Source organism: Pseudomonas sp. LBUM1658 (assembly GCF_059716055.1).
The window spans coordinates 1,053,041-1,065,862 of sequence record NZ_CP166798.1 but is presented as its reverse complement, the minus strand read 5'-3'; the positions used below and the strand labels follow the sequence as shown (position 1 = coordinate 1,065,862).

14 protein-coding genes are annotated in these 12,822 nt (G+C 59.2%); 4 read left to right on the top strand and 10 right to left on the bottom strand.

Features of this window, described 5'->3' with window-relative positions:
- Window positions 1-65: 65 nt before the first annotated feature.
- Entirely contained in the window at window positions 66-2,171 is a 2,106-nt protein-coding gene (locus tag ACA064_RS04865; RefSeq protein ID WP_497672357.1) for a TonB-dependent siderophore receptor, read from the top strand.
- Between the two features lie 12 nt (window positions 2,172-2,183).
- Entirely contained in the window at window positions 2,184-2,903 is a 720-nt protein-coding gene (locus ACA064_RS04860; RefSeq protein WP_497672356.1) for a DUF4198 domain-containing protein, read from the top strand.
- Between the two features lie 135 nt (window positions 2,904-3,038).
- On the opposite strand, the gene hisC is transcribed toward ACA064_RS04860, so the two are convergent.
- The 10 genes from hisC to ACA064_RS04810 all read right to left on the bottom strand — a co-directional run bounded on the left by hisC (window position 3,039) and on the right by ACA064_RS04810 (window position 11,039).
- Window positions 3,039-4,091, bottom strand: coding sequence for a histidinol-phosphate transaminase (gene hisC / locus ACA064_RS04855; RefSeq protein WP_497672355.1), 1,053 nt, complete (start codon window positions 4,089-4,091; stop codon window positions 3,039-3,041).
- A complete protein-coding gene (gene hisD, locus ACA064_RS04850) occupies window positions 4,088-5,413 on the bottom strand; it encodes a histidinol dehydrogenase (RefSeq protein WP_497672354.1) in 1,326 nt (441 codons plus the stop codon). The genes hisC and hisD overlap by 4 nt, the downstream gene beginning before the upstream one ends.
- 168 nt (window positions 5,414-5,581) lie before the next feature.
- Entirely contained in the window at window positions 5,582-6,217 is a 636-nt protein-coding gene (gene hisG / locus ACA064_RS04845; RefSeq protein ID WP_007901570.1) for an ATP phosphoribosyltransferase, read from the bottom strand.
- Between the two features lie 138 nt (window positions 6,218-6,355).
- Window positions 6,356-7,621 (bottom strand): UDP-N-acetylglucosamine 1-carboxyvinyltransferase, encoded by a 1,266-nt coding sequence (murA, locus tag ACA064_RS04840; protein WP_497672353.1) that lies wholly within the window; start codon window positions 7,619-7,621, stop codon window positions 6,356-6,358.
- 22 nt (window positions 7,622-7,643) lie between these two features.
- Entirely contained in the window at window positions 7,644-7,883 is a 240-nt protein-coding gene (locus ACA064_RS04835; protein ID WP_497672352.1) for a BolA family protein, read from the bottom strand.
- Window positions 7,884-7,998: 115 nt separating this feature from the next.
- On the bottom strand, window positions 7,999-8,304 hold the full coding sequence (locus ACA064_RS04830) for an STAS domain-containing protein (protein ID WP_497672351.1): 306 nt from the start codon (window positions 8,302-8,304) through the stop codon (window positions 7,999-8,001).
- Entirely contained in the window at window positions 8,301-8,954 is a 654-nt protein-coding gene (locus tag ACA064_RS04825; protein ID WP_497672350.1) for an MlaC/ttg2D family ABC transporter substrate-binding protein, read from the bottom strand. Before ACA064_RS04825 ends, ACA064_RS04830 begins: the two co-directional genes overlap by 4 nt.
- A gap of 11 nt (window positions 8,955-8,965) precedes the next feature.
- Window positions 8,966-9,433: an outer membrane lipid asymmetry maintenance protein MlaD gene (gene mlaD / locus ACA064_RS04820; protein WP_497672349.1), complete on the bottom strand. Its 468-nt coding sequence runs from the start codon at window positions 9,431-9,433 to the stop codon at window positions 8,966-8,968.
- Window positions 9,433-10,230 (bottom strand): lipid asymmetry maintenance ABC transporter permease subunit MlaE, encoded by a 798-nt coding sequence (gene mlaE, locus ACA064_RS04815; protein WP_497672348.1) that lies wholly within the window; start codon window positions 10,228-10,230, stop codon window positions 9,433-9,435. Before mlaE ends, mlaD begins: the two co-directional genes overlap by 1 nt.
- On the bottom strand, window positions 10,230-11,039 hold the full coding sequence (locus ACA064_RS04810) for an ATP-binding cassette domain-containing protein (RefSeq protein ID WP_497672347.1): 810 nt from the start codon (window positions 11,037-11,039) through the stop codon (window positions 10,230-10,232). Before ACA064_RS04810 ends, mlaE begins: the two co-directional genes overlap by 1 nt.
- 276 nt (window positions 11,040-11,315) lie before the next feature.
- Here ACA064_RS04810 and ACA064_RS04805 point away from each other — a divergent pair, with 276 nt between their 5' ends.
- Both ACA064_RS04805 and ACA064_RS04800 read left to right on the top strand, forming a co-directional pair.
- Window positions 11,316-12,290, top strand: a complete 975-nt coding sequence (locus ACA064_RS04805) for a KpsF/GutQ family sugar-phosphate isomerase (RefSeq protein WP_497672346.1) — start codon at window positions 11,316-11,318, stop codon at window positions 12,288-12,290.
- Window positions 12,290-12,814 (top strand): KdsC family phosphatase, encoded by a 525-nt coding sequence (locus ACA064_RS04800; protein WP_497672345.1) that lies wholly within the window; start codon window positions 12,290-12,292, stop codon window positions 12,812-12,814. Before ACA064_RS04805 ends, ACA064_RS04800 begins: the two co-directional genes overlap by 1 nt.
- Window positions 12,815-12,822 lie beyond the last annotated feature (8 nt).

Genomic DNA, 12,822 nt, shown 5'->3' with positions numbered 1-12,822 from the left:
GGCTAAAGGCATACATTCCTATTTGATATGTTATATTGTTTCAATATCGCTATTGGAACGATGTCATGACGCCTCGCAAAACTATCTCCCTGGCAGGACTGGCCCTCGGCCTGCTGGGGGATCCGGTGTTCGCCGAAGAGCCACAAACCCTCGAACTGGACGCCATCAGCGTCACCTCCGACCACGAATCGCCCACTGGCCCGGTCCAGGGCTATCGCGCCACCCGCTCCTCCAGTGCGACCAAAACCGACACGGCGATCAAGGACATTCCACAATCCATTAGCGTGATTCCCGCCAGTGTGCTCAATGATTTGGGCAGCACCAGTGTCGAACGCGCTCTGGAATTTGCCGGCGGCGTCTCGAAACAAAACAACTTCGGCGGCCTGACCCTGTACGAGTACAGCGTGCGCGGCTTCACCACCTCGGAGTTCTACAAGGACGGCTTCAGCGCCAACCGCGGTTACCCTACTACCCCGGATGCCGCCAGCATCGAGCGCATCGAAGTGCTCAAAGGCCCGGCAGCCAGCCTATATGGCCGTGGCGATCCCGGCGGCACTGTAAACATCGTCACCAAGAAGCCACAGCCTGAAGCCTTCACCACACTGCAAACCAGCGCTGGCAGTTGGGACCGCTACCGCACGGCCGTCGACGTCAACACGCCTCTCGATGCGCAGGGTGATGTGCTGTCCCGGGTTAACCTCGCGGTGGAGGACAACCACAGCTTTCGCGATCATGTCGACAGCAAACGAGTGTTCGTCGCGCCGTCGTTCAGCTGGCAACTGAACCCGGACACCAACCTGCTGGTGGAGAGCGAGTTCGTTCGTCACAGCTCCACATTCGACCGCGGCATCGTCGCACCGAACAACAAGTGGCGCGGTGTATCGCGCTCGACCTTCCTCGGCGAGCCCAATGACGGCGACATCGATAACCACAACAACATGCTTCAAGCCGCCCTCGAACATCAGCTCAACGACAGTTGGAAGCTGCGCCTGGCCAGCCATTACAAGGAAGGCAAACTCCAGGGCTTCGCTTCCGAGGCTCGCCCGCTGAATGCAGATGGCCACACCGTCAATCGTCGCTACCGCGAGCGCGATAGCAATTGGCACGACAGCATTACCCAGCTGGAACTGCGCGGTCTGTTCGACATCGGCAGCTGGCAGCACGAGCTACTGATCGGCAGCGAATACGAGAACTACCGCAAGAACGAGCGGGTCACCAGCATCGCCGGCGGCCCATACGCCATCGACATCTACCACCCGATTTACGGCCAACCGAAACCCGATGGCGCACGCTCGGGCACGGATTTCTTCGAGCACGTTGAAAGCCAGGCGCTGAACCTGCAAGACCAGATCGTTTTCACCGAGCGCCTGCGGGGCATGCTCGGAGCACGCATCGAACACTTCGAGCAGAAGATCGACGACCACGCGAGGAACGCCAGCACCCGGCAAACCCATGACGCCCTGACCCAGCGGGCCGGCCTGCTCTACCAGCTGACGCCGCAAGTAGGGCTATTCGCCAACGCCTCTACTTCGTTCAAACCGAACAATGGCCTGGACGCCGCTGGAAAATCCTTCGACCCGGAGGAAGGTGTGGGCTACGAAATCGGGATCAAAAGCGAGCTGTTCGACGACCGCCTGAGCGCCACCCTCGCCGCCTTCCATATCGAGAAAGAAAACGTGCTGGCCCTCGACCCGGGCACCGACACCAGCCGTGCCATGGGCAAGGCCCGCAGCCAGGGTTTCGACCTGCAAGTCGCCGGGCAACTCAGCAATGCCGTGCGAGTGATCGGTGCCTTTGCCTATATCGATGCCGAGGTTACCCAAGGCGACGAAGCCATCCCCACCGGCAGCCGGATTCTCGGCGTGGCCAGGCACAGCGGCAGTTTGCTCGGAGTCTATGAGTTTCAGGAGGGCCGGTTACGCGGGTCGGACCTTGGCGCTGCGCTCACTTATGTCGGCGATCGTTCGGGTGAAGCCGGCGGCAATTTCGAGCTGCCGGCCTATCACACCGTCGACCTGCTGGCCCATTACAAGGCCAGCGATCACCTTACCGTGGGGCTGAACCTGAACAACCTGTTCGACGAGAAATACTACGAGCGCGCCTACAGCAATTACTGGGTTAACCCCGGCGAACCGCGCAATTTCACCGTCAGCCTGACACTCAATCTGTAAAAGGAAGTCACCATGCAACACCTCAAATCACTGGCGCTACTCGGACTGTTGTTCGCCACCCAAGTCTCGGCCCACGGCCTGTGGACCGAACAGCGGCGCGGCAATATCGAAGTCATCTACGGCCATGGCGCCGAAGACAATGCTTTCAAGGCGCAGAAAATCAGCGGCGCCTGGGCCTATGACCTCGGCGGCAAGATGATCCCGGTCAGCGTGCGGCGCCTGGTCGACCATGGGCGCCTGCAACCGCTGAAACCGCCGGCGGTGCTGGCGGTGGCGCTGGATAACGGCATGTGGTCGCAGACCGCCGACAAGCAATGGATTAATCAGGGTCGCAGCAAAGTGCCGGGGGCCGTCGAGTCGACCCAAACGTTCAAATACAGCTTGGCGATTTATCAGTCGGGAGCGAAGTTGCCCAGACTTGATCAGATCAAATTGCTGATTCTGCCAGAGGTTGATCCACTTACCGTCGGGCCGGGCCAGTCATTGCCGGTGCGGGTGTTGCTCGATGGCAAGCCGGCGGCCGGGGTGAAGTTGATTGGCGATTATCGCAATGCACCCAATACCCTGAGCACCGAGACAGATGCCGAAGGTCGGGCGCAGGTGCTGGTGCGTAATGAGGGGTTGAACGTGATTGCGGCGCAGATGGAAATTCCGCTGAAGGACAATGCCGATGTGGCGACGCGGGGAGTTTTCAGTTCGCTGACGTTTCTTGGGGAGGCGCATCACGAGTAAGGCTTGGGGTCGGTGGTGCCCCCATCGTGAGCAAGTCGGATCGCCGCACCGCCGCTCCCACACTGGATCTGGGCTGACCACAAATTTGTGGCCAACCGTAAACCCTGTGGGAGCGGGCTTGCTCGCGATAGCGGTTTAAAGGTCGCCGAGGCCGTCGATCAGTGCCTGGTTCTGCTCCGGCGTGCCGATGCTGATCCGCAGGAACTGGGCAATCCGCTCCTGTTTGAAGTGCCGGACGATCACACCCTGCTCGCGCAGTTTGGCCGCCAGCCCAGCTGCGTCGTGCTGCGGATGCCGGGCGAAAATGAAGTTCGCCGCCGACGGCAGCACTTCAAACCCCTTGGCCTGCAACTGCCCGACCAGCTTCTCACGACTTTCGATGACCAACCGGCAGGTCTTGTCGAAGTATTCCCGATCCTCAAATGCCGCAGCTGCACCTACATTCGCCAGGCGATCCAACGGGTAGGAGTTGAAGCTGTTCTTGATCCGCTCCAGCGCCTCGATCAGGTCCGGATGGCCGACCGCCAGACCGACCCGCAGGCCGGCCAGGGAACGCGACTTGGACAAGGTCTGAGTCACCAGCAGATTCGGATAACGATCCACCAGGCTGATCGCCGTCTCACCGCCAAAGTCGATGTAGGCTTCGTCGACTACCACTACCGAATCCGGGCTGGCCTTGAGGATTTGCTCGACGGCGTCCAGCGCCAACAGGCAACCGGTCGGGGCGTTCGGGTTAGGGAAGATGATCCCGCCGTTAGGTTTGGCATAGTCGGCCGGGTTGATCTGGAACTGCTCATCCAGTGCCACCGTCTCGAACGCAATGCCATACAGGCCGCAGTACACCGGATAGAAGCTGTAGCTGATGTCCGGGAACAGCAGCGGCTGATCGTGTTGCAGCAGACCGTGGAAGACATGCGCCAGCACTTCATCGGAACCATTGCCGAGGAACACCTGGTTGCTTTGCACGCCGTAGTATTTGGCAACGGCTTGTTTGAGCCGGTCGCTGTTCGGATCCGGGTACAGACGCAGGTTGTCGTTCAACTCGGTCTGCATCGCCGCCAAGGCTTTAGGCGACGGCCCGTAAGGGTTTTCATTGGTGTTGAGCTTGACCAGTTTTGCCAGCTTCGGCTGCTCCCCCGGCACGTAGGGCACCAGTTCCTTGACGAAGGGACTCCAGAATTTACTCATGCTTTTTTCCCTTCTTCAACGATGCGGTATTCAGCGCTGCGGGCGTGGGCGGTCAAGGACTCGCCGCGGGCCAGCACTGAAGCGGTCTTGCCCAGTTCGGACGCGCCCTGTTCCGAGCAGAAAATGATCGAGGAGCGCTTCTGGAAGTCATACACCCCCAGCGGCGAGGAGAAGCGCGCTGTGCCGGAAGTCGGCAACACGTGGTTGGGACCTGCGCAGTAATCGCCCAGCGCCTCGCTGGTGTGGCGGCCCATGAAGATCGCGCCGGCGTGGCGGATCTGCGGCAACCAGGCTTGCGGATCGGCGACCGACAATTCCAGGTGTTCCGGCGCAATGCGGTTGGCCACTTCGATGGCTTGTTCCATGTCGCGGACCTGAATCAGCGCGCCACGGCCATTGATCGAGGTTTCGATGATTTCGGCGCGCTCCATTGTCGGCAGCAGTTTGGCGATGCTTGCCGCCACCTTGTCGAGGAACCCGGCATCCGGGCTGACCAGGATCGCCTGGGCGTCTTCGTCGTGCTCGGCCTGGGAGAACAGGTCCATGGCGATCCAGTCCGGATCGGTCTGACCGTCGCAGACCACCAGGATCTCGGACGGACCGGCAATCATGTCGATACCGACCTGGCCGAATACGTGACGCTTGGCGGTGGCCACATAGATGTTGCCCGGGCCGACGACTTTGTCGACCTTGGGCACGCTTTCGGTGCCGTACGCCAACGCGGCAACCGCCTGGGCGCCACCGATGGTGAACACCCGGTCGACGCCGGAGATGCAGGCCGCGGCCAGCACCAGTTCATTGATTTCACCGCGCGGGGTGGGAACGACCATGACCACTTCGGCCACGCCCGCGACCTTGGCCGGAATCGCGTTCATCAACACCGAAGACGGATAGGACGCCTTGCCACCCGGTACGTACAGACCGGCGCGATCAATTGGCGTGACCTTCTGGCCCAGTACCGTACCGTCGGCTTCGGTGTAGCTCCAGGATTCCTGTTTCTGTTTTTCGTGATAGCTGCGAACTCGCGAAGCGGCCTTTTCCAGGGCTTCACGCTGGGGCGCGGTGATTCGGGTCAGGGCCAGTTCCAGACGCTCGCGAGGCAGGATCAGATCCGCCATGGACGCCACTTCCAGTCCGTCGAAACGCTCGGTGAACTCCACCAGCGCGGCATCGCCACGCTCGCGCACAGCCTTGATGATGTCCAGCACCCGCTGATTGACCGAGTCGTCAGACACACTTTCCCAGCTCAGCAGTTGATCCAGATGATGTGCGAAGTCCGGGTCAGCAGCGTTGAGTCGGCGAATTGCAGTGGGAGCGGTCATGGCGAAGGCCTCGATAATTGGCGAATGCTCAAATGGGCAAAGCTTACGAATGCAAACCGTGTTTGCAAAAGCTCAGGCGCCGCAAGACTACCAAGCCATCCGCGTGGGCACCTGAGAATTCTGGCTATGACACGGATAGATGGGCGCGACCGGGGTCGCGCGGGTGGCTCAGCCGCGGTGTCGCGACTCTACCGCTTTACGCAGGGTATCGATCAGCGCCTGGATACGGGCGTGCTGCATCTTCATGGAAGCCTTGTTGACGATCAGCCGGGAGCTGATGTCGGCAATGAAGTCCTGAGGTTCCAGGCCATTGGCGCGCAGGGTGTTGCCGGTATCGACCACATCGATGATCTTGTCCGCCAGGCCGATCAGCGGCGCCAGCTCCATCGAGCCGTAGAGCTTGATGATGTCGACCTGACGGCCTTGTTCTGCGTAGTAGCGCTTGGCAACGTTGACGAACTTGGTCGCCACCCGCAGACGGCCCTTGGGCTCGACGTCACCGACACGGCCGGCGGTCATCAGCTTGCACAGGGCAATTCGCAGGTCCAGGGGCTCGTACAGGCCCTGGCCGCCGTATTCCATCAACACATCTTTACCGGCTACACCGAGGTCGGCGGCGCCATGCTCGACATAAGTCGGTACATCAGTGGCACGCACGATCAGCAAGCGCACATCGGCCTGGGTCGTGGGGATGATCAGCTTGCGGCTCTTGTCCGGATTCTCGGTCGGCACAATGCCCGCTTCAGCCAGAAGCGGCAGGGTGTCGTCGAGGATGCGGCCCTTGGACAGTGCGATGGTCAACATGGGAAACGTAAGTCCTTATCAGGATACTCATGCCCGGTCGCAAACGGCGCCGGACACACATCGAGCCTGAAAAAGCTCAGGCTCGATTTGGAACGAAAACCAGCTGTCGGGCACCTCCCTGTGCCCTTGACGCAGAAACTAGCCCGGTACGCGGCGGATCTTCGCGCCGAGCATCTGCAGTTTCTCTTCGATGCACTCATAACCACGATCTATGTGATAGATGCGATCGATCAGCGTGTCGCCTTCGGCGACCAGTGCCGAAATCACCAGGCTGGCCGAAGCCCGCAGGTCGGTAGCCATGACTGGCGCGCCCTTGAGTTTCTCGGTACCGGTAACGATCGCAGTGTTGCCTTCGACCTGGATCTTGGCGCCCATGCGGTGCAATTCATACACGTGCATGAAGCGGTTTTCGAAGATGGTCTCGATCACCGCACCAGTGCCTTCGGCAATGGCGTTGAGCGAGATGAACTGCGCCTGCATGTCGGTCGGGAACGCCGGGTACGGAGCTGTACGGATGTTGACGGCTTTTGGCCGCTTGCCGTGCATGTTCAGCTCGATCCAGTCTTCACCGCAGGTGATTTCGGCACCGGCTTCCTTGAGTTTCTCCAGTACGGCTTCAAGGATGGTCGGATCGGTGTCCTTGACCTTCACACGGCCGCCGGTCACGGCAGCAGCGACCAGGTAGGTACCGGTTTCGATGCGGTCCGGCATCACTTTGTAGATCGTCGGGTGCAGACGTTCCACGCCATCGATGGTGATGGTGTCGGTACCGGCGCCGGAGATCTTGGCACCCATGGCGATCAGGAAGTTCGCCAGGTCGATGACTTCAGGCTCGCGAGCGGCGTTTGCCAGAACGCTGCGGCCCTTGGCCAAGGCGGCTGCCATCATGATGTTTTCGGTACCGGTCACGCTGACGGTGTCGAAGAAGAAATGCGCACCGCGCAGGCCGCCTTCAGGCGCCTTGGCCTTGATATAGCCGCCTTCGACGTCGATGACCGCGCCCATGGCTTCGAGACCACGGATGTGCAGGTCGACCGGACGCGAACCAATGGCGCAACCGCCAGGCAGTGCAACTTCCGCTTCACCAAAACGGGCAACCATCGGACCCAGAACCAGGATCGAGGCACGCATGGTTTTCACCAGTTCGTACGGAGCGATCAGGGTCTTGATGGTGCGTGGATCGATTTCGACGCTGAGTTTTTCATCAATCACCGGCTCGATGCCCATGCGACCAAACAGCTCGATCATGGTGGTGATGTCGTGCAAGTGCGGCAGGTTGGCAACCGTCACCGGGCCATCGCACAGCAAGGTTGCAGCCAGAATCGGCAGGGCCGAGTTCTTTGCCCCGGAGATACGGATTTCGCCATCAAGACGAGCACCGCCGGTAATAATCAATTTATCCATAAGAATCTCGTCGCCCTTGGGATCAGGTGCGCTCGGCCCAGGCCGCGCTGCTGAAAAATTTCATAGTGACCGCGTGGATGCTGCCATCGGCGATCCATGGGTTCAAATGGGCATAGACGCTCTGCTGACGCTTGACCGGGCTCAAAGCCACCAATTCGTCACTAATCACGTTCAGCTGAAAATTGCAGCCTTCGCCCTCAACTTCTACCAGAGTTCCGGGCAGCTTTCCCTCGAGAAAGCTCTTCACTTCTGTGGCCTGCATGCTCAACCTCAATCGGCGCCAAGTGCGCGCGGGTCGGACATCATACAAAAAAGCCCCGCGCCTGCGAACCCCGCCAAGCAGGACTCTGACGGGGGGGCCTCTCTATAGATGATAGTTAGGGATGCGCCAACAGCTCGGTCAAACCGCTGACCTGAGCAATTTCACGCATGTCGTCGGGTAACGCGCGGATGCTCAGCGCCTTGCCGGCCGCCTGCGCATCCCGCATGAAGGCCAGCAACAGCGACAGACCGACACTGCTGGACTTTTCCACCGCCGAGCAATCGACAATCAAGGACGCTGCCGTGCTGGCGTTGATCAAGGCCTGGCCTTCCTTGCGCAGACCGGGACCGGTGCGAAAATCCAGTACGCCACTGAGCAACAGCTCGCCAGTTGGGGTCATACGGACTGCCGACTCAGTCATTGCACAGTCTTCTCGGTGGATTCTTCAGTCTTTTCCTTGGCTTTGGCGACTTCACCGGCCCAACCATCGATGGTCTTGTCCAGGTCATTGCCATTGCGCTGCATGGCGTCAGCGAACTGATCACGGAACAGCTTGCCAATGTTGATGCCGTTGATGATCACGTTGCGGACTTTCCATTCACCGTTGATTTTGGTCAGGGTGTAGGAAACCGGGTAGATCGAACCGTTATTGCCCTTGACTTGCATATCGACGCTGGTGCGATCCTTCCCTTCATCCTTGGCAGGGGAAACGGTGATGCCCTGGTTGTTGTATTCGAGCAAGGCGTTGCCATAGAACTGCATCAGGCTGCGCTTGAAGTTGTCCTGAAAGCGCGTCATCTGTTGAGGCGTGGCTTTACGCGAATACTTGACCGTCATGATGCTGCGGGAAATGCCATCGGCATCGATCGCCGGGCCGACGATACCGTTCAGGGCATCGTAGAACGCACTTGGGCTTTGCTTGTACTTCTCTTTATTGGCTGCCAGGTCGGCCAGCAACCGGGTAGTGGTGTCCTGTACCAGATCGTGCGCGGAAGGCGCAGCCACGGCGTTAGCCATCAACGGCAGCGCCGCGAGTAATACCAACAGGCCACGTCGCAAGGTAGAGATCATGAAAAAACTCCTCATTTGGCGTCTTTGCTAACGGTATTGAGCAGGAATTTACCGATCAGGTCTTCGAGCACCAACGATGACTGGGTGTCATGGATGGTGGAACCATCCTTGAGCAGGGTCTCCTCCCCGCCCACGCTGAGGCCGATGTATTTCTCGCCCAACAGGCCAGAAGTCAGGATCGAAGCAGTGGAATCAGTCGGCAGATTATCTACCCGCTTTTCCAGCTGCAGCGTGACTCTCCCTGTGAAACTGTCGCGATCCAGATCGATAGCCGTGACCTTGCCGATAGTCACACCGGCCATGGTCACTTTGGATCTGACCGTCAAACCGGCGATATTGTCGAAATACGCATAAAGTTTATAGCTGTCGCTGCTCGAGGTCGGGGACAGACCACTGACCCGCAACGCAAGTAACAGCAAAGCCAGGATGCCAGCCAGCAAGAAAAGGCCGACACCGATTTCCAGGGTGCGGTTTTGCATCAGAAATCTCCAAACATCAAGGCGGTCAAAATAAAATCCAGGCCGAGAATGGCCAATGAGGCATACACCACGGTCTTGGTGGTGGCACGGCTGATCCCCTCGGATGTGGGCTCGCAGTCATAGCCTTGGAATACGGCAATCCAGGTCACTACAAAGGCAAAAACGATGCTTTTGATCACACCATTGAGCACATCGTCGCTGAAATTCACGCTGTTTTGCATGTTCGACCAGTAGGAACCTTCATACACGCCAAGCCAGTCGACAGCCACCCAGGAGCCACCCCAGATCCCTACCACGCTGAAAATGATCGCCAGCAGCGGCAGGGAAATGAAACCGGCCCAAAGGCGCGGGGCAATGATGTATTTGAGCGGGTCCACACCAATCATTTCCAGACTGGAAAGTTGCTCGGTGGATTTCATGTTGCCGATTTCGGCGGTCAGGGCCGAACCGGCACGCCCGGCGAACAACAAAGCCGTGACCACCGGCCCCAGTTCGCGCAGCAAGGTCAGCGCAACCATCTGCCCGACCGCCTGCTCCGAACCGTAGCCGGACAGGATGTTGAAGCCTTGCAGCGCCAGCACCATGCCGATGAACACCCCGGAGACCACTATGATCACCAGGGACATCACGCCCACCGAATGCAGTTGTTTGACCAGCAGGCCAAACCCGCCGCCAACCGAACCGCGACCAAGCAATGCATGAAACAAAAACAGTGTCGAACGCCCGAGCACTTCGACTATATCGATTGCCGAGCGACCGAAGAGGCGAATCCTCTCAATCAGTGATTTCCTGCGCATCAGCGCTTCCCCAGAAGATCTGCGCGGTAATCCGGCGCCGGAAAGTGAAACGGTACCGGGCCATCCGGTTCGCCGGTCATGAATTGACGAATGCGTGGGTTATCGGAGTTCATCAACTCTTGCGGAGTCCCCTGCCCCAATACCTGTTCATCGCCGACCACATACAGGTAGTCGGCAATGCTCGCGGTCTCGGCCAGGTCGTGGGAAACCACGATACTGGTGATCCCCAGGGCATCGTTGAGCAGACGGATCAGGCGCACCAGCACGCCCATGGCGATAGGGTCCTGACCGACAAAGGGCTCGTCATACATGAGGATCTGCGGATCGAGCGCAATGGCTCGCGCCAGCGCGACGCGACGCTTCATGCCGCCCGACAACTCGTCCGGCATCAAATCGATGGCGCCACGCAACCCCACCGCCTGCAATTTCAGCAAGACGATGTCGCGGATCATTTCATCCGGCAACTGGGTGTGAACGCGCAATGGAAAGGCGACGTTCTCGAAAACATCCAGATCCGTGAACAGTGCACCGCTCTGAAACAACACGCCCATTTGCTTGCGTGCGTCGAACAGATCGCTGCGCGAAAGCTTCGGCAGGTTCTGGCCATTGACCCAGACTTCGCCGCTGCTGGGCCGCAACTGCGCGCCCATCAGGCGCAGCAGTGTGGTTTTGCCGCAGCCGGAAGGTCCCATGATGCCGGTGACCTTGCCCCGCGGAATGCGAATATCGACGTTATTGAAAATGCTGCGCGTACCGCGCTTGAAGGACAGTCCCTTCAGCTCGACCGCGTAGGCGTTATCGGCACTCATCTAAACTCCTTGCGATGCAGCCTCTCACTTGGACGCCTGGCTCCCTACCAAAAGCACAAAGATCCCGGGCAGGCCGAACAGGCGGCGAACTATATCACTGCTGACGCAGAGCGCCCAAGGCCGAAGCCAAGCCTGTTCAGCAAGCGGACAGGCAAAAAGCGGCCCAATGGAGCGGTTCGGCAGAACCTCTCACATAAAGCCTGACGAACTTGTGTGAGGGAATCGATCATTACCGTTATAATCGCCGCCTTTTCATCAGGGTATTCGACTTCTGTCATGAGCCAATCCAGCGACCTGATTCAATCAGCACAACGCACCATCCGCCTCGAACTTGAAGCCGTACAAGGCTTGCTGGCCCATATCGACGCAGATTTCGTACGCGCTTGCGAGATGATTCTGGCCAGCAAAGGCCGTGTGGTGGTGGTCGGCATGGGCAAATCCGGGCACATCGGCAGCAAAATAGCAGCCACCCTGGCCAGCACCGGCACCACCGCCTTTTTCGTCCATCCGGCTGAAGCCAGCCACGGTGACATGGGCATGATTACGCGCGATGACATTATCCTCGCACTGTCCAACTCCGGTTCCACCAATGAAATCATCACGCTGTTGCCCTTGATCAAACGCCTGGGTATCCAGTTGATCAGCCTGACCGGCAATCCCGACTCGGCGCTGGCCAAGGCTGCCGAGGTCAATCTCAATGTCAATGTCGAGCACGAAGCCTGTCCGCTGAACCTGGCGCCGACTTCTTCGACCACCGCCGCGCTGGTCATGGGCGATGCACTGGCTGTCGCCCTGCTTGAAGCTCGGGGCTTCACCGCCGAAGATTTCGCCTTTTCCCATCCGGGCGGTGCCCTGGGTCGTCGCCTGCTGCTGAAAGTGGAAAACGTCATGCACGCCGGTACGGAGTTGCCGCACGTGCAGCGCGGCACCTTGCTCAAAGATGCCTTGATGGAAATGACTCGCAAAGGTCTGGGCATGACCGTGGTGCTCGAGGCCGACGGACGCCTGGCCGGGATATTCACTGATGGCGACTTGCGCCGCACACTGGATCGCACCATTGACATCCACAGCACCATCATTGACGAAGTGATGACTGCTCATGGCAAGACCGCACGGGCCGAGATGCTCGCCGCCGAAGCCCTGAAAATAATGGAAGACAATAAAATCAACGCCCTGGTGGTGGTCGACAGCGAAGACCGGCCGGTTGGCGCCTTGAACATGCACGATTTGCTGCGTGCGGGAGTAATATAATGAGCACCGATCTGTTGCAGCGCGGCAAACACATCAAACTGGCGGTTTTCGACGTCGACGGCGTGCTGACCGATGGCCGCCTGTACTTTCTCGAAGACGGCAGCGAATTCAAGACATTCAACACACTCGACGGCCAAGGCATCAAAATGCTTATGGCATCCGGCGTGCAGACGGCTATTATCAGCGGCCGCAAAACCCCGGTGGTCGAGCGCCGCGCAAAAAACCTCGGAATCCCTCATCTTTATCAGGGCCGCGAAGACAAGTTGGTAGTGCTCGACGAGCTTCTCGCGCAACTCAACCTGAGCTATGAACAAGTTGCCTACCTCGGTGACGACCTGCCTGACCTGCCGGTGATTCGTCGCGTGGGTCTGGGCATGGCAGTGGCCAGCGCCGCCAGTTTCGTCCGCGAACATGCACACGGCATTACCCAGGCCCGTGGCGGTGAAGGGGCTGCACGCGAATTCTGCGAGCTGATCCTGCGCGCCCAAGGCAACCTTGAAGCAGCCAACGCCGCTTACCTGTAGAGCCACCT